The following is a 23,324-nucleotide window of genomic DNA, read 5'->3' on the forward strand; positions in this document are numbered from 1 at the left end:
CGCTAACGATGGAGCCAGCAAATGATCATCGGCGTCCCCAAAGAAATCAAGAACAACGAGTTCCGCGTAGCCATCACGGCCGCAGGCGTCCACGAGTTCCGCACCCACGGACACACCGTTCTGGTTGAGCGCGGCGCAGGCCTCGGCTCGGGCATCACCGACGAGGAATACTCGATCGCCGGCGCAGAAATCGTCAACGATGCTGACGACGTCTGGGGTCGTGCGGACATGGTCATGAAGGTCAAGGAACCCATCGCGGCCGAGTACCACCGCTTCCGCAAGGGCCTCATCCTCTTCACCTACCTGCACCTCGCCGCAGAGCCCGAGCTCACCGCCGAGCTCATCAACTCCGGCGTCACGGCCATCGCCTACGAGACCGTGCAGGAAGGCCGCACCCTTCCGCTGCTCGCCCCGATGTCAGAGGTCGCAGGCCGCCTGTCCGTCGTAGTCGGCGCTTCCTCGCTCATGGCTCCAGCCGGCGGCAAGGGCGTCCTCCTGGGCGGCGTACCGGGCGTCCGTCCGGCCAAGGTTGTTGTCCTCGGTGCCGGCGTTGCGGGAACCAATGCCGCTGCCATGGCGCTGGGCCTCGGTGCTGATGTCACCATCATGGACATCAACATCAACCGGCTGCGCGAACTGGATGCCCTCTACCAGGGCCGCCTGAAGACCGTTGCCTCCAACGCTTACGAGATCGAGAAGTCAGTCATCGACGCAGATCTCGTGATCGGCTCCGTCCTGATCCCGGGCGCCAAGGCTCCCAAGCTGGTCACCAACGAACTCGTCTCCCGCATGAAGCCGGGCTCGGTCCTGGTGGATATCGCTGTTGACCAGGGCGGCTGCTTCGAGGACACGCACCCCACCACCCACCAGGAACCGACGTACAAGGTCCACAACTCGATCTTCTACTGCGTTGCCAACATGCCTGGCGCTGTTCCGAACACCTCCACGTACGCACTGACCAACGTCACCCTGCGCTACGCCGTGGCACTGGCCAACCTGGGCGTCAAGGCCGCGTTCGACCGCGACCCCGCCCTCGCCGCCGGCCTCAACATCGCCGCCGGCCACGTGGCACACCACTCCGTTTCCGAGGCGCACAACCTGCCCCTCGTCAACGACTGGCACAGCTTGGTTTCCGCCTAGCCAACCAAGCACGACGGCGGGGTGCGGCTTCCACGCGAAGCCGCACCCCGCCGTCGTGGTTTAAAGCCCGCCGAGTTGGCACTTAATGCCAATGTTCCCGAAGAACATTGGCATTAAGTGTCACTTCGCGGGGACTTTCGGGCCTTCCGGGACCGGGGGGATCAGCTGGGACGGGACCGGAACGGGGATGTCCGATGGCCCAGGTTTTGAGGGGTCACGCTGTGCGGGATCAAGCTTCGAGGGGTCGATCTCCGGAGGCGTGACCGGCAACGAAGGAACCGCGGGGAGCACGCCCTTGCCAGGGGCCGCGTGCGCGGGACTCTTGGAATCCCCGGATTGGTTACCGGGAGCCGCCGGGTGCGGTTCAGCGTGAGGTGTTCCGGCGGAGTTCCCGGGATCCGCGGGGCCGGCCTGGCCCGGAACCGTTGCCGGTTGACTGTCCTGATGTGAAGGTCCGGGTTCAGGCGTAGATCCCGCGGGCACGGCAGGTTGTGGCGCATTGCCCACGCCTGGAGTGAGCTGGGAAACCACCGAGCCGATGGCCGCGCCAAGATGCTGGAAAGCCCCCGGAATCCCGCCTTCGGCGGCAGCGGCGGCCGCCGTCGCGCCACCGGCCAGCGACACCGCCACGGCAAGGCCCGCGATGGCCGTGCGCCGCTTCTTCCGTCGCCGCGCAGCCAACTCATCGGTTGCCGGGGCCTGCTCTGTTACTGGGGCCTGCTCTGTTGCCGGGGCCTGCGGCGTGACGGCGGAGGGTCCGGTAGCCAGCGTCCCGCCTGCCATCAGGGTGCGGACGGCATCGGATGGCATCGGAGCGGTGTCGGCCAGGGAACGCAGCTCAAGAAGTTCGCTGCGGAGGTTTGTGCTGCCCTCAAGCCCGGCATCGGCCAGCAGGGAATCGATGGCCTGCTGATCGTTGCCGCGACAGGGTGCGGTGTTTTCGCTCATGGTGTGCCGTTCCTTAGTAGTGCACGCTTCTTCAGTGCACCCAATGCCCTGCGTTGCAGCTGTTTCACGGCTCCCTGGGACTTGCCCATGATGGCCGCTGTTTCTTCCACTGACAGATCGGCGACGACCCGCAGCGCCAAGACCTCCCGATATTCGAGGGCGAGGTCTTCCAAAAGCCCGGTGACACCCAACCCGGAAGCCCGCCCGAAAGCCTGGTCTTCCGCGGACGGTGCCCGCCGCGGGTCCAACTCCGGCTCGAAAGCTGCGGCAACGGGGGTTCTTTCCCTCTTACGGTAGAAGTCCACCATGCGGGCGTGTGCGATGGTAAACAACAACGTCTTGGCTCCACGAAGGCCACCACTGAGAGATTCCAGCTTGGGATACAGGGCCAGGAAAACGTCCTGGGTGACGGCTTCGGGATCGTCCACGCCGCGGGCGCGGAGGTAGCCAAAAACCGGTCCGGCGTAGCTGTTGTAGGCAGCTGTAAAGAGCAGGGCGGGGTCATCATGCTCCGCCTGCACGTCTTCTTCAGCCAAAGGGTTAAGCACCCGGGGATGCCTCCGTCCCGCGTCACGTAGCGGGGCTCCTTGTCCTAAGCCAAGGAGCCCCGCCCTTAAACCGTAGCCGCTGCTTGCTTAGCGGACAGAATCGAGGGGTGCTCCGGGAGCAGCCGGAACGTCGGTGGGAACCTGCGTCGGCAGCGCCGGTGCCGCCGGGGTAGCGGGGGTCGCAGGGACAGCCGGGGTGGCCGGAACCTTCGGGGCTGCCGGAACTCCCGGCGTCGCCGGGACGGCGGGGGTTGCCGGGAGCTCGCTGGTCACGGAGGCGTCTGCCTGAGCCGAACCGTCCACCTTCACGCCGGCGGCCTTGTCTGCTTCGACCACAGCCGCACAGTGGGCTTCTACCTTGGCTTCGCCACCGGCGGCGATGGTCAGGGACTCAAAGCCCGGAACCGTGGAGTCGGACTTCAGGCCACCGTTAAGGAATGCGGTGCAAAGGCCCAGCGACTCCGGGGACGTGATGTCCTCCGCGGCGGTCGTGGCGCGATCGACGGCGTCAGCGGCCTTCGCCTGGCCGGCATCGGCTGCGTCGGCTGCTGTGGACTGCGCGGACTCGACGGCGTCGGTCGCCTTGGCGCTGGCGCCGGCCACCTCGGACTTCGCCGCGTCGGCTGCTGCCGCTGCCTTCGAAACGACGGGCGCGGGAGCCCCTACGAGGTCATGGGCGCTCTGCTGGATCTCGGTGGGAAGCGCGCCATTGAAGGCAGCGACACCGGTTCCGCCGGCCGCTACGGCTCCGGCGGCCAGGACGCCAGCGGCGACTTTGCTGGTGGCAAGGACAGTGAACAAGGACATGAAACCCTCCGACAAACGATTTTGGGGATTGCCCCGGCAGCGGTTGGGTCGCTGCCGGATGATCAACGTGCGGACGTGGCCCGCACTCCCCTTACATCGATTGCTGTGCCGGTAAGGTTACGCCCCGTCGGAAATTTTCTTCGCCGACAACGCCCGGGCCTGTTCGATCAGTTTCAGCACCGCCACCGAGTCGGCCGGATCCACCGGTGCCGGGAGCGCTGAGGCGGTGCCGCCGTCGTCGAGCTTTTCCGCGAGGATGCGGTAGAACTCCGGGTAGGCGCCGCGCTCGGTGGGAATAGTGGTGCGCTGGCCGTCCGCCTCGAGCGTGCCGTGGTTTTCAGCCGGTTCGACGCCGTACTCGGCGTCCGTAGGCAGCCCGCCGGACACCACGTACGGCTCCTGCGGGTCGGTGCCGAACTTCACGAAGCCGCCCTTTGAGCCGAGGATGCGGAAGCGGGGGCCGTGGAGATGGCTGTTGAGGTTGATGGTGACGTGACTGACCACACCGGACTGGTGCCGCAGGACAAGGAAAACATCGTCATCGGCGCTTTCCTGGGGGCGGCGTGCCGCGATCTCTGCGAACGTGACGGTGGCTGGTCCGAAGAACCGAAGAGTCAGATCAAGGACGTGGGTGCCGAGGTCGAACAGGACACCGCCGCCGTCCTCCGCCGTGGCACTGGCTTTCCAGGCCTTGGCGATCTCCGGCGCCCAGCGCTCCATGCCGATCTCAAACCGGGTCACAGTACCCAGCGTCCCGGCGTCGAGCAGTTTCCGGACCGTCAGCGAGTCGCCGTCCCAGCGCCTGTTTTGGTAGACGGTGAGGACACGGCCCAGCTTCGCTGCCAGCTGGATCAGTTCCTCGCCTTGGGCGCTGTGGACCACGAACGGTTTATCAACGACGACGTCGATCCCGGCTTCCAGCGCCGCTTTGGCCAGCGGGTAATGGGTTGCGGGCGGTGTGCCGATGACGATGAGGTCCAGTTGGTCGGCGAGCGCCAGGATGTCCTCGGGGGTGTTGACGATCTGTGCTTGGGGGTAGCGGTCCTTGGCTTTCGCCTGGCGCGCCTCATCCGAGGTGGAGATGACGGCAAGCGAATAGGCGGGGTTGCTGGCGATGTAGGGCGCGTGGAACACGCTGCCCGAAAGCCCGAAACCTGCAACGGCGGTACGGATCGGCGAGGAAGTCATGCCCCTAGGCTACCGATCCCCTCTCACGTAACAGCCCTTTCACGCTAACCCTCTATCACCGAGTGAGAGAGCGTCGGGCAGAAGCACGCGGGACGTGAGAGAGGGTGGGGACAGCGAAGGCCGGGAACCTCCGCGAACCGACGAACAGGTTCAGGGAGATTCCCGGCCTTCAGGAAACTACATCTTGGACAACTACAGCGGGGAGGCTACTTCTTTGCGCCCTTTTCCCAACCCAGGGTGGTCCAGTCCGGAACGTTGGAGAGGCTCTGGAACAGGGAAGGGCCGTAGTTGGCCAGACCCGTGCGCACGAACTGGATCTCCGGGCCGTTCATCACGACACCCATGGAGAAGTACTTCTCCATGTGCTTCTTCTCGACCTCCATGGCGGCCTTGTTGCGCTCCGCGTCATCCGCGATGGTTGAAAGGCGCTTGATTTCAGCGTCGAGCTCGGCGTCGCCGAGGCCATTCTCGTTGGTGGCGGAGTCGTAGTACTGCTTCACGGCATCGGTAGCATCCGGGCCCACGGTGTAACCGGAGATGGTCACATCGAATTCGCGGGTGCCAACAACCTTGCCGAAGTCGGCGTCGCCGCGCTGGTCAATCGAAACATCCATACCGGCAGCCTGGAGCTGCTTCTGCAGTGTCTGCGAGGTTGCAGCCGTGGTGGGGTCGTCACCGAAGTTGGTGATCTTGAAGGAGACGGGAACGCCGTCCTTGGCCATGATGCCCTTGTCGTTGGCCGTGTAGCCGGCGTCGGTCAGGACCTTCTTGGCAGCTTCGGCGCCGGTGTCCTTCACAGGGTAGTTGTCCTGGTAGTACTCGGAGAACGGCATGAGCATCATGGAGCCTGAGCTCTCTTCGGACCAGTTCAGGCCGTTGAAGCGGACGTCGCGGATGGCCTTGCGGTCGACCGCGGTGAAGATCGCCTTGCGCACGGCGACGTCGGTGAGGGCCGGACGCTTGGCGTTCAGGTTCAGGCCACCGGCGAACAGGCGCTGGCCGCGACGGATCTCCGAGTTGTTGGTGCCTTCGAGCTGCTTGTAACGGCCGAGCGTACGACCGTTGGCGGCGTCGATTTCACCGTTCTTGAAGGCTGCGATGGTGGCGCTGGGCTCCATCTGGCGCCAAATGACCTTTTCCAGGACCGGCTTCTGTCCCCACCACTTCTCGTTGGGAACCATGGTGACCGTCTTGGCGGTGGTGTCGTAGTTCTCCACCTTGAACGGGCCGGCCATCCATTCGGGATGCATGTTGCCGGCAAAGCCCTTGTTGAAGGTTTCGGCGTTGTTGTTGGCCGGGTGGATCAGGCCGAAGAAGAGGGAATCCAGCGGGAAAACAGGCTGGGTGGTGGTGACAATGACTTCTTTGTCGTTGGCGCCGGCCTTGACGGAATCAACGAAAGCGTAGTTACCGGCCGTGACGATGTCGATGGACTCGTCCTCACCCTTGAGCATGTTCCAGGTGTTCTCGAAGGTCTTGACATCGATGGGCGTTCCATCGTTCCACGTCGCCTTCTCGTTCACCTTGATGGTGATGGTCTGCTTGCCGTCCTTGACTTCGCTCTTGACCTCCTCGCAGAAGTCCTTGTTGGGCTGAGCCTTGCCGCTGAAGTCCAGCTTCCAGCAGCCACCGATGCCACCGCTGCTGATGGCAGCCGTGTTGACGGGTGTCAACAGCGCCGAAGTATCAGCGCTGTTACCCACGTTGGAGAAGCCATTAAAGTCCGGGCCGATGCTGCCAACAGCCAGGGTGACTGTTCCACCCGGCTCCAGGTCCTTTGCTTCCTTGGCGTTGACGCTGATCAGCTTGCTGATGTCGCCGCCACTCTCTTCGGCCTTCTGCGAGGCCGGACCCGACGGCGTTCCCCCGCCGCAAGCGGTCAGCATGAGCGTTGCTGCGAGCGCTACGCCGCCGATCGTCGTGTACTTCTTCATGGTTTGCCCTTCATGTTTACGACTGAAATATCTTTGCGAGTTGAGACCAGGGATTCATTCAATGCGTCATATGTCGTCAGGCATGCACCACCAGCATGTCGGCATCTATTTCTCCGTCCGGGAAGAAGCAGGCGAAGTCCTGCGCTCCGTCCTTCTCCGAAGCAAGTGGCGGCTCCAGAGTAAGGCACTTCTCCTGCTTTGCGGCAGGTAGCGCGGCGAACACGGGACAACGTGTAGCGAAGTTACATCCCTTGGGAGCATCAAGCGGGCTTGGAAGGTCACCCTGCAGGATGATGCGTTCGCGGGTACGTTCCAGGTTCGGGTCGGGCACCGGGATGGCGGACAGAAGGGCCCGGGTGTAGGGGTGGCGCGGGTTGTCGAAGACATCGTCCACATCTCCGGTCTCCACGATCTTGCCCAGGTACATCACGGCCACGCGGTCTGAAATGTGGCGGACCACCGAGAGGTCGTGGGCCACCATCAGGTAGCTCAGGCCCAACTCGGCCCGGAGCTTATCCAACAGGTTGATGACTCCGGCTTGGACGGAGACGTCCAAGGCAGAAACCGGTTCGTCCAGGACCACGAGCTTGGGATTGACCGCCAAGGCCCGGGCAATGCCAATGCGCTGGCGCTGACCTCCGGAGAATTGGTTGGGGAACCGGTTCACGTGGTCCGGCTGCAGGCCCACCAGCTTCATGAGTTCCATGATGCGTTTCTTGATGGCAGCCTTGGGCATTCCCAGGTTTTCCAAGGGCTCAGCCAGGACTTCATACACAGTGAAGCGTGGATCAAGGGCGCCGGTGGGGTCCTGGAAGACCATCTGCATTTCCTTGCGCATGGTCATCTTGGTCTTGTGGTCCGTGGCCACCTTGTTGCTGACGCCGCCGATGACCACCTCGCCCACCTGGTCCGGGTGGAATTCCATGATTTCCAGCAGCGTGGTGGTCTTACCGCAACCGGATTCGCCCACAATGGACACGCACTCGCCCTCGCGGATGTCGAAGCTCAGGCCGTCCACGGCCTTGACCGTGCCGATCCGCCGCTTGATGAGTGCACCCTTGAGCAGCGGGAAGTGCTTTTTCACGTCCTTGAGTTCCAGGACCTTTTCGCGCTCGACGCGAGCGACGCCGTCGAACTTTGATACCGGCTTGGGCGGCGCGTGGAAGATCTTGTGCGCGTCCGCGTCGTTGGACAGCTCGTTTGATTTGATGCAGGCTGCCCGGTGTCCCAGCGTCTGGCCCTCAACACCGGGGACGGCGATGAGCTCCGGCTCTACATGCAGGCAGGCGTCGCTGACCAGGGGGCAACGCGCCGCAAAAGAGCAACCCGTTACCGGCAGGGCCAAATTGGGCGGCGTCCCCTCAATGGGTACCAGCGACTGCTTGGTGGCCGTGTCCACGCGAGGGACGGCACCCAGCAGGCCCAAGGTGTAGGGCATCCGGGGGTTGTAGTAGATGTCCTCCACACTGCCGGTTTCCACAGGTTTGCCGGCGTACATCACCATGATGTCGTCGGCCATGCCGGCAACGACGCCGAGGTCGTGCGTGATCATGACGACGGCGGCGCCGGTCTCCTCCTGCGCGGTGTGCAGGACTTCCAGCACCTGCGCCTGGATGGTGACGTCGAGCGCCGTCGTGGGTTCATCAGCGATGAGTACCCGAGGATCGTTGGCGATCGCGATGGCGATCATGACGCGCTGGCGCATGCCGCCGGAAAATTCGTGCGGGAAGGCCTTCAGCCGGTCCTTGGGGCTCGGGATGCCCACCATGCGCAGAAGGTCGACGGCGCGGGCTTCTTTCGCCTGCTTGCTCATGGTCGGATTGTGGACAGTCAGCGCTTCGATGATTTGGTTGCCCACGGTGTAGACGGGCGTCAATGAAGACAGCGGATCCTGGAACACCATGGCGATGTCATTGCCGCGGTGCTTGCACATGGCTTTGTCGCTCAGGCCCAGGAGCTCCTCGCCCTTGAAGCGTACGGAGCCGGTGATGTCAGCGGTTTCGGGGAGGAGCCCCATGATGGCCATGGACGTCACGGACTTGCCGGAGCCGGACTCACCCACGATGCCCAGGGTCTTGCCTGGCATGAGGTCGAAGTCCACGCCACGGACCGCATGGACCACGCCGTTTTCGGAGTTGAAGCGGACGTTCAGGTCACGGACGCTGAGGACGGCATCGCCGGGGGCGTAGAGTCCGGCATCGCGGAGGCGCTCAGCGGGAGTGGTGTTGGTGCTCATTAGTTGGTCACCTTCGCAGTCTGGGGCTTGGTCCGCTTCGCCCGGCCGATGGAGCTGGAGCTGGGGTCGAAGGCGTCACGGAGGCCGTCGTTCATCATGGCCAGCGAACCGGTCAGCAGGAACATGACGGTCAGCGGAACCCAGAACATCCATGGGAAGGAGGACACCTGGCCCGTCGCCTGGCCGATCAGGACACCGAGGCTCACGTCCGGGAGCTTGATGCCGATGCCGATGAAGGAGAAGGCAACCTCAGCCAGCACCGCGCCGGTGATGCCGCGGGTGAAGTCGAGCACCAGCAAGGAGCCGATGTTCGGAACCAGGTGACGCCAGACGATGCGGCGGGACGGGACGCCCATGTATTTGGCGGCCTTGACGTAATCGCGCTGCATCAGGGACATGGACAACGAACGCACCAATCGGGCAGTGCCCATCCAGCTGAAGAACAGCAAGACGACAATCAGCAGTAGCCAGCTGGGAAGGTCCTTGAGACCACCGCTGCCGCTGGTGGCCACGGCCACCACCAGGATGGCGGGCATCATGATGAGCGCTTCCAGGATGAACAGCATGGTGGCGTCCACCTTGCCGCCAAAGAAGGCCATGGTGCAGCCGTAGACCGCCGAGATCAGAACGGAAACGCCGCCCACGATCAGGCCGATGAGAATCGACGTCCGGGTTCCGTCCACAATGAGTGCCATGAGGTCGATGCCGGCCTGGGTGGTCCCCAGCAGGTGGTCCGGTGACGGTGGCATACCAATGTTCAACGGATCAATGGTGTCCTTGTCCCACGAGGTCAGGAACCCCCCAAAGATCGAGAACAGGAACAAGGCAAGGAAAATGAACAGGCCGGCGACGGCGGTCCGGTTCCGCATGAAACGACGGAAGATGATCCGGGACTTCCCAATAACGACGTCTTGGTCGGCAACCCGGGCTTCGTCGATTTCCGCAATGGGATCAATGATGTTGGTCATTACTGGACCCTCACTCGTGGATCGACCAGCGTGGTGGCGAAGTCGGCAAGGATGGCACCGATCGCGAAAATGACGGAGCCGTAGGCCAGCGTGGCGGTGGCGACGTTGACGTCCTGCAGGCTGATGGCCTGGATGCTCCACAGCCCGATGCCGGGCCAGGCAAAGATGGCCTCGGCGAAGAAGCCGCCGGTGAAGATGGCCGGGATAGTGAAGGCGATGCTCTGGGCCACGGGGATGAACGAGACCCGCAGGGCGTGCTTCCTGATGGCTTGGTTGCGGGTCAGTCCCTTGGCGCGGGCAGTGCGGACGAAGTCCGCGTTCACGTTGTCCAGGAGGTACTGCCGCTGGGCGATCTGGTAACCGGCCCAACCGAAGATGGTCATCGCGAACGTAGGCACGGCGTAGTGGGCCACAAGGTCGACGAAAGCGGGCCAGCCCGGCTCAATTCCCGGCGTCGAAATTCCCGTCACGAAGAAGATGCGCTCCCCAACGGCCTCATTGATGCTGATGGCGCCGAGCTGCACCAGGAAGTAGGCGATGGGCGCTGGGAGGATGTGGACCAGGTAGCTGTAGGACGTGATGACACGGTCCTGGAACTTGTACTGGCGTGCGGCGGAATAGACACCGAGCGCGACGCCGATGACAAGGGTCAGGATGATGGAGGCGATGAACAGCCGGGTGGAGACCATCACGCGGTCCGCGAATTCGGCGTTGACGAACGCGCCGTTCGGGCTGCGTCCCCAGTCCCAGCGGGTGATGATTCCGCCAAGCCATTCGACATAGCGTTCCCAGGCGTTCTTCTCCGGGTCCAGCCCGAGTCCCCGGAAGGAGGCGTTGACCTGTTCAGGGGTTGGCCGCGGAATTTTCTCTTGCTCCAGGACCGCTGGCTTGAGCGATGAGACTGCCAGGAAATACCCGGCGCTGGTGGTCAGGAAGATCATGATCAGGTAGATTCCCGACCGCTTCATCAGATATTTCAGCATGTCGGGTGGCTGCCCCGAATCGTGGCAAAACTCAAAGCTCGTCCTTCCGCGGTTCCCGGCTGTGGCCGGCGTCAGCTACGAATTGGTGCAGCGGGTTCTTGGGTCCCCCACACCCCTTCAGTGATCACCAGCCCTGTATGGCATGCGTCACATTCAAGAGGAAACTACCACAATAACTGCTTCACGTTTTGCTTCACGGCAGCCAATTTCACGCCTGCAGCCAGATTGTTATGTGCAGACTGCGTCACGATTACGACGCCGGAGGCACTGTGCGCGGGCAGCGGCACCGATGGGGGCGCTAACAGGGTTCCTGCACGGCTCGCGTGGCTAGGCGCCGCTCAGCAGCCGGGTTACCAGCTCGCGCCAGGAGTCGGTGAGGCGCGTGGGTGAAATGCCGCGGGCGCGGACGTCGTCGACTATTCGCTCAGGGTCCAGCGCGTAGGTCAGGGACATCGCCATCACCCAGGGATCCGCGATTCCCCCCTCCCGCAGCAGGACCTCCATATGTCGATGCGAAAGCTTCGTTGCGGGGACTTCGAACCTATTGCGGGTGGCAGCGCCGGCCGCCTTCAGGAGCTCGCCATTTTCAAGAACAAAATAGATGCGGCCCTCCCCGAATGCAATGAGCCGCTCAAGAGGTTGCGCCCCCGGCCCCAGCGGCGGCGGCCCGAACATGAACCCTCGCTGAAACTCCGACTCCGCGTCACTCAGCAGGGTCATCATGAGCCCGGCCCGACTGCCGAATCGGCGAAAGACCGTCCCCTTGCCAACCTGGGCCTTGCAGGCGAGCGCATCCATGGTCAACGCTTCGGCCCCGAACTCGTCCACCAGTTCGCGGGCAGCACACAGCAGGCGCTCACGATTCCGCGCCGCGTCGCTGCGCTCGTGGGGCGGGCCGAGGGGCACGTCCGGCTGGAGGGGGATGGAGCTCACAAAAAACATTCTAGACCCGGGAATAGAAAACGGACCGTAGTCCGTTTAGTATCTGTGAAGGCTCCAAAGCCCAGAGACAACGCAAGCCCGGTACCACACGGCACCTGGCCAGACTTTTAGGAGACACCATGTCAAAGAGCACCGTTCTGACCCTCGTCGGCAGCCTCCGTGCCGATTCCCACAACAAGAAGCTCGCCGAAGCCATCCAGCTGAACGCGCCGGAGAACATTGACGTCCAGATCCACGACTCCCTGGGCAACATCCCGTTCTATAACGAGGACATCGACGTAGAAGGCCAAGTCCCCGCCGAAGCCGCTGCCCTCCGCGCCGCCGCAGCCGACGCCGACACCATCCTGCTGGTCACCCCCGAGCACAACGGCACCGTTCCGGCTTCGCTGAAGAACGCCATCGACTGGCTGTCCCGCCCCTTCGGCGCCGGCGCCCTCTCCGGCAAGCCGACCGCCGTCGTCGGAACCGCTTTTGGCCAGTACGGCGGCGTGTGGGCGCAGGACGAGGCCCGCAAGGCTGTTGGCATCGCCGGCGCCAAGGTCCTGGAGGACGTCAAGCTGGCCGTCCCGGGTTCCATGATTCGCTTCGCTGAACTGCACCCGAAGGACGACGCCGAGGTCGTGGAGCAGATCAAGGGCATCTTCGAGCCCCTGACCGCAGTCCAGGACGAAGAAGAAGCAGCAGCCTAGTCCTTTCGCTTGCAGCGCCCCCGCTCCGCAGCTTCGCGGGCGGGGGCTTTTGCGTTCTTGCCGGCCGGGCGTGACCAACTCTTGTCCGAACCGTCACCCTAGCGGCATGTTGCTCCCCGCTGCCCGGGCCTAACGTTGGAGTTACAGGTGGACGGACAGGAGCGCGGGCTGTCATGCATGCCGGACGGGGATCCAAAAGTACGACGGCGATCGCGGCTGCCTGCCTCGCGTTCAGTCTCTGGGTGGCTGGCTGCACGTCAGTCCCGGAGGCCGCCCCTCCAGCCGAAAAGGGCCCCCTCCCGACGGTTACGGTGAGCTCACCGCCTTCGACCACCAGCCCTTTGCCCGTGGCTTCGGCGACGGCTGCTCCACCGTCTGCTGCCTCCAGTCCGGGCACACCGTCGGTTACAGTTCCTGCCGCGCCACCCCCGCCCGCGACCCCGGCACCATCGCCTGCTCCCGCCAACACTCCCTCGCCAGTCGCCACTGAGCCGGGTTCCGCCGTCGAGCCTTCACCGGAGCCAGGCACCAGCGCGCCCGAACCTTCGGCAACCGACACCGTGATCCCAGTGGACGTGGACGCTTACGGGCCAGCGGTCTACTACGTGGCTATCGACGACGGCGGCGCCCGGGGTGTTCGGTTCGGGTGCAATGACAGCCTGGTGCCGGTCCGCGGCGTCGCCGTTCCCGGTGATCCGTTGTCCGTGGCGTTGGGTCGGCTGCTGGGCGCGGGCATGCCACTGGACAGTGACGCCGCGCTCTACGACGCCCTCGCGGGTTCGTCGCTGAGATATCTCTCCGGCTACATGAACGGTTCCACGGTGGTGGTGAACCTCAGCGGATCACTGCGGCCCGGGGGCATTTGCGACATCCCACGGATCCAGGCCCAACTGACGCACACCATCGTTTCGGCCAGTGGTGCGACACGGGCCGAGATCTACGTCAACGGCCGGACCTTGACGGAGGCACTGAGCGTGCGATGAAGCCTGGCTGACTACTACGTTGCCGACCCGCTGTTCCGTGGTGGGCCCGCGACGGAATAGCGGGGCTGCGACGTGCTGCAGTAGACCAACCGGCGCAGGCTGGCCACATGATCAAGCCGTTGCGATCGCCAGCACCCGCCGGAGCGCCCAGGCCACTCTCAGGAGAGCGAGCACCGACGCGAACGCCAGCACGAACACCACGGCCTCGGGAATCCAAAGACCCGTGGGCGCATCTCCTTCCAGCACAATCGTTACCAAGGCAGCAACCACCAGCAGGCCGAGCCCGGGAATGGCGAACAAGAAGACTTCACCGATCTGGCGCCGGTGGGTGGCAGAGAGCCTTTCCAAGGGAAGTTCCCGTTGGCCCGGCGCAGCCTTTTTGCCCAGGACGTTGATGAGCATGGAAACACTGGTGAGTGTCAGTCCGGCCGTGGCACCGGCCAACGTAGCAAGGGTCTGAAGCAGTGTTCTCCGGGCGTCAGTATCCGCACCCTCCACCATCAGCGGCTGCCTCGCGAGCATCGCAATCCCCAGCCAGAGCAGGACCCCGAGCACAGCCCACAGGTAGTCGGCAGTGGGATGCAGCAAGAACCACCGCCAGACGCTTCGACGCCGCCCAGTGCGCTCGATATCAACCTCGTACAAGCTCATGGCCCGTACCCCCCTCGGCCTCTGCACTGGCGGTAGACACCGGGAGGGCCTCCCTTGCGGCCGCCATCCCACCCGCGACGATGTCCGGCACAAGACTCGAGTCAGCAGAGCCCTTGACGTCCGGCAGGGTTCTCGCAAAAAAGGCCTCGTTGTCCCTGGCTTGTTTGTTGAGGATGGCAATGGCCTCGGCCACCGACTTTTGCGGATCGTTGAAGACGTCCGGGTCCACCTCAATGTGTGAAATGAACCGTTCCTTCAGCAGGTCCACCACTTCGCGGTCACCAGTCAGGGAGTCTTTGCCTTCTGCCACCACGTAGTCAAAATGCTCCACGGAGCCGGCGCTGCGGAAAAGGTCGATCAACCGTTGAATGCGCTCCCGAATCCGCTGCTTGTCCTCCGCCTTACCGGACCGGCCCACGCTCAGGGAGATCCGGAACGTTCCCTCGTTCATGAGCCGGGAGGCGCTGTCCAGCACATCAGCCCACTCGCCCTCCATAAGCTTCCCGGACAAACGTTCGGCAGGAATAGCGAACTCGAAGCGACTGACCTCGAGCCGCGTGAGGATCTCCTCGATATCCTCCCTCACCACAGGAACCAGAGTGGTTTCCAGTCCCAACATCTCTCCGAGGTACTCCCCCAGCCGCGAAGCCCTGGGACCGTTCCCACTGGTCAGGACCGCGATGACGTTCCGCTTCAGGAACGCGAAGTAGGTGGTCTCCAGGAGGTGGTCGCCCGGAGCGAGTGGCAGCGGCTTTCGCCGGCCAAGGGCGTCCCCGACACTGGGCAGGTTGGTGTCCCGGACCCGGTCCAAGAGCAGCACGGGATGCGGCGAAGATGCCGCGGCCTGGGCGAGCAACACAGTCCCGTCCACGCTGGTGAAGTGCCTGTCCGTTCCAGTGTCCTTCGCCTTCTTCAGGACCTCGGCCACACGGCGTGCCGGAAAGGGACGGCTGAGCTCGTCACCGTTGAGCTGCTCGATCCGCCAGAACTGCACACTACGCCGTGCCATGGACCCTCCCCTCGTCTTCCACGCCACCCACGCTATCGGTGGGGTCCGACATTAAAGCCGGGTGCCGCCGTCGCGCGTTCCACCGCCTCACAGGCTGTATTTGGGCCCCTGGGCGAACAGTGCGTCCATCTCATCGTGACTCCGCGTTCCGGCCAGCCCGGCCCAGTTGCCGTCGCCAAGGATTTCCTTCGCTACCCGGGCCACCTTGGCGTAAGCGGCTTTGGCTGCGTTGCCGCCGATGCTGACGCGACGGACACCGGCGTCGTGCAGTTCCAGGGGCGACGGATCCCCGACGCCTGCCAAAGCGTTGAGCGGCGCCGGAATGCGGCTGGACAGCTCATGCAGGACGTGCAAATCCACGACGCCGGGCACAAAGACTCCGTCGGCACCCGCCCTGAGGTAGGACTCGGCACGGCGAAGCGTTTCGACGTAGGCGGTGTCAGGAAACTGGCCCGACAGGTAGGTGTCCGTGCGGGCGTTGATGAACAGCGGAATGCCGCGATCGTCCGCAGCGGCGCGGATGAGGGCGATTCTGCGCGACTGTTCGTCGATGTCAGTGAGCGGTTCCGTGGCGGAGTCTTCGATGTTGATCCCTACGGCTCCGGCATCCAGGACTGCGTGGACCGTGGCGCGAAGTTCGTCGTCCGTACGCCCGTAACCTGTCTCGATGTCGGCGGTAACCGGCAACGTGGTGGCACCGACCACCCGCCCCAATGCCGCCATGGCCAAACCCCACGGCACGTGGTCGCCATCCCGGAACCCGAGGCTCCAGGAGACGGCCGAGCTTGAGGTGGCGATCGCCGTCGCGCCTGCTTCCTGGACGACGCGGGCGGAGGCCGCGTCCCAGACATTCACGAGCACCAGCGGCGTGGGCCCGGCGTCGTGGAGTTTGTGGAACTGTTCGGCCTTGGTCACGGATCCCCGGTGCGCTGTCATAGCTACATTCCAGCCGCTCCCGATGCCGGCGTAAAGCTCAGCCTGCGAAAATGGAATTGATTCGAAAACAACTGTTGCCTCATTAGCAACATCGAGGAGTATCCTGTCACTGTGACCCACGAAACATTGGATGCCGGCGCAACGCTGCCCGCTGAAGCCATCGACGCCATTGAGCGGGCCGCCACGGCCGCCCACCCGCACGAGGAACTGTTCTCCGCGCGGGCCGCCAACATCAAGCAGTCCGCCGTTCGTGATGTCTTCGACATCTCGATGCGGCCGGGCCTTGTCTCCCTCGCCGGTGGCAACCCGTACCTGCAGTCGCTGCCCCTGGAGAAGCTTGGCCAGACCGCCGCGCGGATCATCGCCGAAGAAGGCATGACCGCCCTGCAGTATGGCGGCGGCCAAGGCACGGAAGAGCTGCGCCAACAGATCTGCCAGATCATGGCCGCCGAGGGAATCACGGACGCGATCCCCGAGAACGTGGTCATCACCGCCGGATCCCAGTCCGCACAGGACGTTGCCACCAAGGTCTTCTGTAACCCCGGCGATGTTGTCCTCGTCGAAAACCCCACCTACGTGGGGGCCCTGAACACGTTCGAGGCGTACCAAGTGCAGGTGGAACCGATCGAAATGGACGACGACGGCCTGGTACCTGAGCTTCTTGAGGCCAGGATCGCGGCGCTTCAGTCAGAGGGAAAGAACATCAAGTTCCTCTACACGATCCCCAACTTCAACAACCCTTCGGGCATCACCCTGGGCGAGGAGCGCCGGCAGCGGATCGTCGATATATGCCGCGAAGCGAATATTATCGTCTTGGAGGACAACCCCTACGGGCTGCTGCGGTTCGACGGCCATCCCATTGCTCCCATGCGCGCAGCGAACCCGGACGACGTGATCTACCTCGGCTCGTTCTCCAAGATTTTTGCTCCGGGGCTCCGCATCGGCTGGGCCTTGGTTCCCGCGCATTTGCAGCGGCGCTTCTACTTGGCGTCGGAGGCCGTAACGCTCTGCCCCCCGCCGCTCAACCAGATGCTCGTCTCGGCATATCTCCGCGAATACGACTGGGAAGGCCAGATCGATACCTATCGGAAGCTGTACGCGGAGCGCTGCGAGTCACTGCTGTCCGCGCTGGACGAATACATGCCCGCAGGACTCACGTGGACCCGGCCGGACGGCGGCTTCTTCGTGTGGGTCACGCTTCCCGAGGGCGTGGACACCTATCCTCTGCTGGCGAAGGCGATCGACGCCGGCGTCGTCTTCATCCCCGGCGCGGCATTCTCCCCGGCGGACGGACCCTCCAACAAGCTCCGCCTCGCCTTCAGCGCAGTACCCCCGGATACGATAGCCGAAGGCGTCCGCCGCCTGGCACCAGTCCTGGCGGAAGCCATCAAAGCCACCAATGAAGGAGCAGCACAATGACCGGAGTTGTGATTGTCGGAGTAGACGGCAGCGAGACAGCAATGAGGGCTGCCCGGGCAGCCCAGCAGCTGGCCATTGGACTGGGGGCCAGCCTTCGCGTGGTGAGTGCTTTCGACAGCAACCGCACCGAGGTGGTTGAGATCGGCACGGACAAGTGGATCGTGTCCGACGCCGCCGAGGCTGAAGCTGTTGCCCGCGCTGTGGCGGAGCGGCTGGCCGATGACCGCCTTGAGGTGACCTATTCGGCCGCCCGCGGCAAGCCGGGCGAAGCCCTGGTGAAGGAAGCCGAAGTGCAGGACGCCCGCCTGATCGTGGTGGGCAACCGGCGCATGCAGGGCTTGGGCCGGGTGCTGGGCAGTGTGGCCAACACGGTTGCCCACACCGCCCCTTGCGATGTCTATATTGCCAAGACCGACCAGCCATAAAGCGAGCTGAATCACTGCGCCGGGTGGGGAGACTCACCCGGCGCTTGGCGTATTTTGGGCCTGCGCGCAGACCTAACCGTTATAAAATCGAGATGCTCCCAATGGCGTGCGCCACCATCCACTTCTCGATTTCAGGGGAACTTCCTTGCTTACCTTGCAGCCGCGCCAGCGCGTGGGACACGACATCCTGCTTGCCCGCCACGGCAACAACATCAGCACCATGCGCTTCGACCGCGCCAACGACCGCATCATCGCGATGCTGGACGACGGCTCTTGGGACAGCGCCCCCAACATGATCTCCCCGAGCCTCGACATGCCGGAGACCATTGGCAGCGTATTCCGCAAGGACTGGCGCTTCCTGTCCGTCGCCTGCGTCGCGATGATGACGGTGGCCGCCGTCGCGATGGGCATCAGCGTGGAGCTGGCCAATCACATGTCAACCACGGAACTTCAGGCCCTGCTGGTCAACTACCCCGCGTTCTAGCGGCTGCCAGCCACCTCGGAAGGCTGAGCTGCCTCACCGTCGGGAGTGCCGTCGTCGAAGGTCAGGTCCAGGCGACCGCCGGCCTTCCGGCGCCGCGCGACGAGGATCGCCAACCCCACGGCCAGCCAAACCGCTCCCAGCAGGTACGTGAACCAAGCCAGTGATGTCCACAGCCATGCAATGGAAGCAAAGCCCAGCAGCGGCAGGACCAGATTTCGCAGTATCCCCTTGGGTCCCCGTTTCCTTAGATCGAAGAACAGCACCTTGATGGTTGCCAGGTTCACCACTGCGAAGGCGATCAAAGCTCCGAAGTTGATCATGTACACGGCCTGCTCCAGCGTAATAAACAGGGCAACCAGGGAGACCGCCGAGACAAGCAGGGCGGCAACATATGGCGTGCGGAACCGCTCGTTCAGCTTGGCCACCGCCCCAGGCAGGATCCGGTCCCGCCCCATGGCATAGATGACTCGACTGACACTCATCTGGGCTGCGGTACCGCAGAGGACCAGCCCACCGAGGTTCACCAGCACAAACACCACCATCAGTACGTCACCTCCGGCACGTTGCATGAGTTCCGTGCCGGCGGCGTCGAGGTTTTCGAGGGACCTCCACTCCGGTGCAATCAGGCTTCCCGCCACCGAAAACAGCGTGTAACCCAATCCTGCGAAGAGCGTGGACAGGATGATGCCGCGAGGAACGTCCCGCTTCGGGTTGCGGGCTTCCTCGGACAAGGTGGAGACGCCGTCGAACCCCAGGAAAGCGAAGGCGACAATGGCCGCAGCGGCCATGACCGGCGCTATTCCCCCGTCCCCCAACGTAAGGGGGCGGATGACATTCCCAAATGTGAGATCCGGAGCGTTGAGGACTGCCAAAACAACGAAGACCAGGATGACAAGGACCGAAGCGGTCACCACCGCAAAGTTCATCTTCTTAATCCAGGCAACGCCGATCACGCTGAAGAGTCCCACCACCAGAAGACAGGCCAAGACTGCCAGCTGAGGCGGTATACCGGGCAGCAAGCTGTTGAGGTAGAGGCCGAAGAGCAGGAAGTTCACCATGGGCAGGAACAGGTAATCCAGCATCATGGCCCAACCCACCATGAAACCCACAGGCTTGCCGAAGGCGCGGGAAGCATAGGCGTAGGCGCCGCCGGTCACGGGGACGTGTCGCGCCATCTGTCCGTAACTGTGGGCCGTAAACAGCATGGCAACCAACGCCGCCATATAAGCCGCGGGCAGATGCCCGTCACTGATCTCCGTCCCGGCCCCGTACACCGCCACCACCGAGAGAATCCCCATGGAGGTCAGGCCGAAGGCGACGAGTGAGGGCAAACCGAGGACGCGCTTGAGCGTTGGCCCTGATACAGGACTCTCCGTGGCGCTGGTTGGGGTGGTGTACATGGCGTTCTCCTCGATGCGATCCGCATCACATAAATGAATGGTGTTCATTAGGTTAGAGGGTGTTGCGGCTCTTGCCTAGCCTTTGGTATCCCAAAATTTGTATCGGATCATGCCCGCTTCAGTGTTTTGTTGCCATTTAGGCTGTTGCTTGCACCGACATTCGACGCATAGGATATTTGGTATACCGAACTGGAGAGAGGACCCACGTGACTACATCTGCGATGCCGATGGATCATGCCCAACTACCCCAAGGGGAGTCTCTTCTGCTGACATCGGGCTTCGTGGACGCGCACATACACCCGGACAAAACCACGTGGGGCGCCGACTGGCTGTCCCGCCCACCCGCCCATACGCTCTCCGACCTGATCGGGAACGACCTCAAGGCCCAGCTTTCGTTCCAGGACGGCGTTGAGGACCGCGCCTACTCCCTCATGCGGCAAGCCGTCCTCAACGGGACCATGGCCATGCGGGCGCATGTGGACGTTGGCACGCAAATCGGCCTCCAAAATATCCACGGCGTCAGGGCGGCCGCTGAACGGCTTGCCCCTTTGTTGGACGTGCAGATCGTCGCCTTCCCGCAGTTTGGCCTGCTGAGCAATCCCGGAACCCTCGAGCTTCTGGAAGCCGCCTTGGCGGAGGGAGCCGACCTCGTGGGCGGCATCGACCCCGTATCAGTGGACGGCGATCTTCACGGCCATCTCGACGCCGTCTTCGGACTCGCGAACAAGCACGGCAGGGACCTGGACATCCACCTGCACGATGCGGGGCCGGAAGGACTGGCGCAAGTGCGTGCGATCGCGCAGCGCACCTTGGCGGAAGGCCTGCAGGGACGGGTCACCATCGGGCATGCATTTGCTGTCTGCGATCCCGCCCAACCGGAGCTGGGGGCCACCTTGGACGCAATGGCGGAGGCAGGGATGTGGATGGCGACGTGTGCCCTGGGTGCGGATCCAGTCCCCGCATTGGACCTCATGGAGAGCCACGGGGTCAGGGTTGCCCTCGGATCAGACGGAGTCCGCGATTCCTGGTCGCCCTTCGGCACCGGCAGCATGCTGGACCGTGCACACCTCTTGGGTTACCGTACCGGTGCTTTGACCGATGAAGAACTGGAACGTTGCTTCCGGATGGCCACGGCCGCCGGGGCGGAACTCGTGGGCTCGGCCGCGGTGAACGGTTTCTCCGGCCACGGGTCCGATGACCGGCTTGAGTTCGCTGCCAACTCAATTCCTGAGTTGGTGGTGGACAGGCCCGCCCCGCTGCGGATTGTTCGGAGTGGACGAACGGTGTCCCTGCCGGCTTGAGCGGCCAGCGGGCCAGCGGGCCAGCGGGCCAGCGGGCCAGCGGGCCAGCGGGCCAGCGGCTAGAGCATCCACTCCCGCAAGAGCCACCACAAGCCGGCGATCACCACGCCACCAAACAACGAGCCCACAATGACCTGGCCCAGGGTGTGGGCGCGCAGGACCAATCGCGACCAGCCCACGGCCGGCACGAGCAGCAGCAGCGGAAGCCACGCGGGGCCAAACATCAAGACAACTATGACGACGGCCGCAGCGAGGGCCGATGCGTGTCCGCTCATCTTCCAGAAAGCACTAACCACGGCCAGGACCGCGATGCCGCCGATCAGCGCGATGATCATCACCGAAACGCTGACGGGCCCATCCAGCACCTGGAGTACCACCAGTCCGGCCACCACAGATACCAGCGCCATCAGCAGCAGCGCGGGCCGCTGCCTGCGGTCGCTGACGTGGTGGTCCGCAATCCTTCCGAGCTTGACCATCACCAACACGTAGGACAGCGGCAAGACGCAAACGAACAAGGCTCCGAGCAGCCCGAACCACATCGTCCCAGGGAATCCAGGTTCAATGGCAGGACTAATCAACAGCAGGACCAGTACCACCGCCGGCGGCTGGAAGACCTCAGTCAACACCCGGGCAACCGTGCGCCACGGACCCGTCAGCATCTGGGGAGGCATATGCCCGGACATGCCGATCCCGGGCTCCAAGCCGGAACCCGGGTTGGGGCCCGAGGTTGGGCCCGCCTTCTGGTCAGTCAAGCAACAGCGCCGGTTCTTCAAGAATGGCTGCTACGTCAGCCATGAAGCGAGCCGACAGGTCGCCGTCCACTACTCGGTGGTCGAAGGAACCGCCAAGTGTCGTGATCCAGCGCGGAATGACTTCACCGTCCAAAACCCACGGCTTCTGCTTGATGGTTCCGAACGCGATGATGGCGACTTCGCCCGGATTGATGATTGGCGTACCTGTATCAATGCCCAGGGCACCGATATTGGTGATGGTGAGGCTTCCGCCCTGCATTTCAGCTGGCTGCGTCTTGCCTGCACGGGCCTTGGTGGCCAGCTCGTTGAGTGCCAAGGCCAATTCCTTGAGCGACAGGTCCTGGGCATCCTTGATGTTAGGGACCATGAGACCGCGTGGGGTTGCAGCCGCGATACCCAGGTTCATGAAGTGCTTGACCTGGATCTCAGCGTTTCCATTACCGTCGGCGTTATCCACCCACGTTGCGTTCACGCTGGGGTTGCGGGCAGCCGCCCAGATCACTGCCTTGGCGAGAATGAGGAGCGGCGAGACCTTGATGCCCTCGAAATCCCGGGAAACCTTGAGTCGCTTGACGAACTCCATGGTGCGGCTGGCATCCACGTCCACGAAGATGCTGACGTGGGGAGCGGAGAACGCCGATTCCACCATGGCCTTGGCTGTCGCCTTGCGTACGCCCTTGACCGGCAAACGCTCCACGCGCTGGTCCTGGGGCTTCTTGGACGCACCCCAGAAACTATCCGCTTGGTCATGTTCGGCGTCCCGCTGCGCCTGGTAGCTCACCAGGTCCTCGCGGGTCACCTCACCGCGCTGACCAGTGGCCACCACATCTGCGAGGTCAATGCCAAGATCGCGGGCGAACTTACGCACCGGCGGCTTGGCCAGGACTTTGTTGACCAGGCCACTGATGGTGTCGCTGATGGCCGCACCCCGGGAAGCTGCGGGCTGCGGCGCTTGGCCGTCCGGCACCTGGGTCACAGGCTCGACGACGGCGCGTGCCGGCGTCGTACGGTGGGGTACCGGCGCTTCGGCTGCTTTGGCTTCCAGGACAGCCTGGTGATCCTGAACTGTGCCCTCCGCGTTTTCAGCTACTGCGGCAGCCTCGACCACAGCGCCGGCCGGACGTTTGCGGGCCCGGCGTTTGACGGCGTCGGCCTTGGGACCTGAACCCACCAACGGACCACCGGCCGGGCGGTTGTCGTCGCTGTCGTCGTCGGCGGGCAGCTTGCCGTAGAGGGGCATTTCGACGGCAGGCACGTCCGGCGCAGGGGCCGTCGCCGGAGCTTCGCCGTCCTGGCCTTCCGCGACAGCGATGATCGCCGTGCCGACCTCCACGGTGATGCCTTCATCTACGAGCAACTCCGTGACAGTGCCGGCGAACGGCGACGGGAGCTCGACGAGGGACTTGGCGGTTTCGATCTCGCACAGGACATCATTGATGGCAACGACGTCTCCCGGCTTGACCTTCCAAGCCACTACCTCGGCCTCGGTCAGGCCTTCGCCAACGTCCGGCAGGTTGAATTTCTTTACAGTCACAGTGGTCCTCGATTTCCGGTTACCCGGCAGCAAAGCGGGCAGGATCA

Annotated in this window: 22 protein-coding genes; 7 read left to right on the plus strand and 15 right to left on the minus strand. The window is 63.8% G+C overall.

The annotated features are described in order from the left end of the window. The first annotated feature begins 21 nt into the window (after positions 1–21). Positions 22–1,140 carry an alanine dehydrogenase gene (gene ald, locus ACR30Z_RS17115; RefSeq protein ID WP_144652278.1) on the plus strand — a complete coding sequence of 373 codons (1,119 nt, stop codon included), beginning with the start codon at positions 22–24 and terminating at the stop codon, positions 1,138–1,140. A 120-nt stretch (positions 1,141–1,260) separates the two neighbouring features. Here ald and ACR30Z_RS17120 read toward each other — a convergent pair whose 3' ends face one another. The 9 genes from ACR30Z_RS17120 to ACR30Z_RS17160 form a co-directional block, all read right to left on the minus strand. Beyond that, positions 1,261–2,088 (minus strand): hypothetical protein, encoded by an 828-nt coding sequence (locus ACR30Z_RS17120; protein ID WP_434373764.1) that lies wholly within the window; start codon positions 2,086–2,088, stop codon positions 1,261–1,263. Beyond that, positions 2,085–2,636, minus strand: coding sequence for an RNA polymerase sigma factor (locus tag ACR30Z_RS17125; RefSeq protein ID WP_434373766.1), 552 nt, complete (start codon positions 2,634–2,636; stop codon positions 2,085–2,087). Before ACR30Z_RS17125 ends, ACR30Z_RS17120 begins: the two co-directional genes overlap by 4 nt. Before the next feature lie 87 nt (positions 2,637–2,723). After that, positions 2,724–3,443: a hypothetical protein gene (locus ACR30Z_RS17130; protein WP_434373767.1), complete on the minus strand. Its 720-nt coding sequence runs from the start codon at positions 3,441–3,443 to the stop codon at positions 2,724–2,726. A 117-nt stretch (positions 3,444–3,560) separates the two neighbouring features. Next, complete coding sequence (locus ACR30Z_RS17135; RefSeq protein ID WP_434373768.1) at positions 3,561–4,631, minus strand: Gfo/Idh/MocA family protein; 1,071 nt, start codon at positions 4,629–4,631, stop codon at positions 3,561–3,563. A gap of 206 nt (positions 4,632–4,837) precedes the next feature. Beyond that, positions 4,838–6,565 (minus strand): ABC transporter family substrate-binding protein, encoded by a 1,728-nt coding sequence (locus ACR30Z_RS17140; RefSeq protein WP_434373769.1) that lies wholly within the window; start codon positions 6,563–6,565, stop codon positions 4,838–4,840. 76 nt (positions 6,566–6,641) lie between these two features. Next, complete coding sequence (locus tag ACR30Z_RS17145) at positions 6,642–8,801, minus strand: dipeptide ABC transporter ATP-binding protein (RefSeq protein ID WP_434373770.1); 2,160 nt, start codon at positions 8,799–8,801, stop codon at positions 6,642–6,644. Beyond that, positions 8,801–9,769 carry an ABC transporter permease gene (locus tag ACR30Z_RS17150; protein ID WP_434373772.1) on the minus strand — a complete coding sequence of 323 codons (969 nt, stop codon included), beginning with the start codon at positions 9,767–9,769 and terminating at the stop codon, positions 8,801–8,803. The genes ACR30Z_RS17145 and ACR30Z_RS17150 overlap by 1 nt, the downstream gene beginning before the upstream one ends. Next, positions 9,769–10,752 (minus strand): ABC transporter permease, encoded by a 984-nt coding sequence (locus ACR30Z_RS17155; protein WP_144652286.1) that lies wholly within the window; start codon positions 10,750–10,752, stop codon positions 9,769–9,771. Before ACR30Z_RS17155 ends, ACR30Z_RS17150 begins: the two co-directional genes overlap by 1 nt. Before the next feature lie 327 nt (positions 10,753–11,079). Beyond that, positions 11,080–11,685, minus strand: coding sequence for a TetR/AcrR family transcriptional regulator (locus ACR30Z_RS17160; RefSeq protein WP_208760034.1), 606 nt, complete (start codon positions 11,683–11,685; stop codon positions 11,080–11,082). Between the two features lie 128 nt (positions 11,686–11,813). On the opposite strand from ACR30Z_RS17160, the gene ACR30Z_RS17165 reads away from it, so the two are divergent. After that, complete coding sequence (locus ACR30Z_RS17165) at positions 11,814–12,383, plus strand: NAD(P)H-dependent oxidoreductase (RefSeq protein ID WP_434373773.1); 570 nt, start codon at positions 11,814–11,816, stop codon at positions 12,381–12,383. A 347-nt stretch (positions 12,384–12,730) separates the two neighbouring features. Then, the gene (locus tag ACR30Z_RS17170; RefSeq protein ID WP_244296818.1) at positions 12,731–13,366 is read left to right on the plus strand and encodes a GerMN domain-containing protein; all 636 of its coding nucleotides are present in this window, start codon (positions 12,731–12,733) and stop codon (positions 13,364–13,366) included. 111 nt (positions 13,367–13,477) lie between these two features. On the opposite strand, the gene ACR30Z_RS17175 is transcribed toward ACR30Z_RS17170, so the two are convergent. From ACR30Z_RS17175 to ACR30Z_RS17185, 3 genes are all read right to left on the minus strand, one after another. Continuing rightward, on the minus strand, positions 13,478–14,017 hold the full coding sequence (locus tag ACR30Z_RS17175) for a hypothetical protein (RefSeq protein WP_434373774.1): 540 nt from the start codon (positions 14,015–14,017) through the stop codon (positions 13,478–13,480). Beyond that, the gene (locus ACR30Z_RS17180; protein WP_434373775.1) at positions 13,998–15,026 is read right to left on the minus strand and encodes a hypothetical protein; all 1,029 of its coding nucleotides are present in this window, start codon (positions 15,024–15,026) and stop codon (positions 13,998–14,000) included. The genes ACR30Z_RS17175 and ACR30Z_RS17180 overlap by 20 nt, the downstream gene beginning before the upstream one ends. Before the next feature lie 87 nt (positions 15,027–15,113). After that, entirely contained in the window at positions 15,114–15,962 is an 849-nt protein-coding gene (locus ACR30Z_RS17185) for an isocitrate lyase/PEP mutase family protein (RefSeq protein ID WP_434373776.1), read from the minus strand. Positions 15,963–16,073: 111 nt separating this feature from the next. Between ACR30Z_RS17185 and ACR30Z_RS17190 the strand changes: the two genes are divergently transcribed. From ACR30Z_RS17190 to ACR30Z_RS17200, 3 genes are all read left to right on the plus strand, one after another. Beyond that, positions 16,074–17,381 carry a PLP-dependent aminotransferase family protein gene (locus tag ACR30Z_RS17190; RefSeq protein ID WP_434373777.1) on the plus strand — a complete coding sequence of 436 codons (1,308 nt, stop codon included), beginning with the start codon at positions 16,074–16,076 and terminating at the stop codon, positions 17,379–17,381. Then, entirely contained in the window at positions 17,378–17,806 is a 429-nt protein-coding gene (locus ACR30Z_RS17195; protein ID WP_144652292.1) for a universal stress protein, read from the plus strand. The genes ACR30Z_RS17190 and ACR30Z_RS17195 overlap by 4 nt, the downstream gene beginning before the upstream one ends. Before the next feature lie 172 nt (positions 17,807–17,978). After that, positions 17,979–18,290 (plus strand): hypothetical protein, encoded by a 312-nt coding sequence (locus ACR30Z_RS17200; RefSeq protein ID WP_144652373.1) that lies wholly within the window; start codon positions 17,979–17,981, stop codon positions 18,288–18,290. On the opposite strand, the gene ACR30Z_RS17205 is transcribed toward ACR30Z_RS17200, so the two are convergent. Then, on the minus strand, positions 18,287–19,690 hold the full coding sequence (locus ACR30Z_RS17205) for an APC family permease (protein WP_434373779.1): 1,404 nt from the start codon (positions 19,688–19,690) through the stop codon (positions 18,287–18,289). The genes ACR30Z_RS17200 and ACR30Z_RS17205 overlap by 4 nt on opposite strands. A gap of 206 nt (positions 19,691–19,896) precedes the next feature. Between ACR30Z_RS17205 and ACR30Z_RS17210 the strand changes: the two genes are divergently transcribed. Next, positions 19,897–20,991 carry an amidohydrolase gene (locus ACR30Z_RS17210; RefSeq protein ID WP_434373780.1) on the plus strand — a complete coding sequence of 365 codons (1,095 nt, stop codon included), beginning with the start codon at positions 19,897–19,899 and terminating at the stop codon, positions 20,989–20,991. Between the two features lie 59 nt (positions 20,992–21,050). Here the strand turns inward: ACR30Z_RS17210 and ACR30Z_RS17215 are convergent, their stop codons facing one another. Next, on the minus strand, positions 21,051–21,647 hold the full coding sequence (locus ACR30Z_RS17215) for a phosphatase PAP2 family protein (RefSeq protein ID WP_434373888.1): 597 nt from the start codon (positions 21,645–21,647) through the stop codon (positions 21,051–21,053). Positions 21,648–21,735: 88 nt separating this feature from the next. After that, positions 21,736–23,277, minus strand: coding sequence for a 2-oxo acid dehydrogenase subunit E2 (locus tag ACR30Z_RS17220; protein ID WP_434373781.1), 1,542 nt, complete (start codon positions 23,275–23,277; stop codon positions 21,736–21,738). Between the last annotated feature and the right edge of the window lie 47 nt (positions 23,278–23,324).

Source organism: Paenarthrobacter sp. FR1, from assembly GCF_051106045.1.
GTDB lineage: Bacteria > Actinomycetota > Actinomycetes > Actinomycetales > Micrococcaceae > Arthrobacter > Arthrobacter nitroguajacolicus_A.

Excerpts from the sequence above, each read along its gene's own strand:
- ald (WP_144652278.1), top strand. The coding sequence starts at position 22 with ATGATCATCGGCGTCCCCAAAGAAATCAAGAACAACGAGTTCCGCGTA.
- ACR30Z_RS17120 (WP_434373764.1), bottom strand. The coding sequence starts at position 2,088 with ATGAGCGAAAACACCGCACCCTGTCGCGGCAACGATCAGCAGGCCATC.
- ACR30Z_RS17130 (WP_434373767.1), bottom strand. The coding sequence starts at position 3,443 with ATGTCCTTGTTCACTGTCCTTGCCACCAGCAAAGTCGCCGCTGGCGTC.
- ACR30Z_RS17135 (WP_434373768.1), bottom strand. The coding sequence starts at position 4,631 with ATGACTTCCTCGCCGATCCGTACCGCCGTTGCAGGTTTCGGGCTTTCG.
- ACR30Z_RS17140 (WP_434373769.1), bottom strand. The coding sequence starts at position 6,565 with ATGAAGAAGTACACGACGATCGGCGGCGTAGCGCTCGCAGCAACGCTC.
- ACR30Z_RS17145 (WP_434373770.1), bottom strand. The coding sequence starts at position 8,801 with ATGAGCACCAACACCACTCCCGCTGAGCGCCTCCGCGATGCCGGACTC.
- ACR30Z_RS17150 (WP_434373772.1), bottom strand. The coding sequence starts at position 9,769 with ATGACCAACATCATTGATCCCATTGCGGAAATCGACGAAGCCCGGGTT.
- ACR30Z_RS17155 (WP_144652286.1), bottom strand. The coding sequence starts at position 10,752 with ATGCTGAAATATCTGATGAAGCGGTCGGGAATCTACCTGATCATGATC.
- ACR30Z_RS17165 (WP_434373773.1), top strand. The coding sequence starts at position 11,814 with ATGTCAAAGAGCACCGTTCTGACCCTCGTCGGCAGCCTCCGTGCCGAT.
- ACR30Z_RS17175 (WP_434373774.1), bottom strand. The coding sequence starts at position 14,017 with ATGAGCTTGTACGAGGTTGATATCGAGCGCACTGGGCGGCGTCGAAGC.
- ACR30Z_RS17180 (WP_434373775.1), bottom strand. The coding sequence starts at position 15,026 with ATGGCACGGCGTAGTGTGCAGTTCTGGCGGATCGAGCAGCTCAACGGT.
- ACR30Z_RS17185 (WP_434373776.1), bottom strand. The coding sequence starts at position 15,962 with ATGACAGCGCACCGGGGATCCGTGACCAAGGCCGAACAGTTCCACAAA.
- ACR30Z_RS17195 (WP_144652292.1), top strand. The coding sequence starts at position 17,378 with ATGACCGGAGTTGTGATTGTCGGAGTAGACGGCAGCGAGACAGCAATG.
- ACR30Z_RS17205 (WP_434373779.1), bottom strand. The coding sequence starts at position 19,690 with ATGTACACCACCCCAACCAGCGCCACGGAGAGTCCTGTATCAGGGCCA.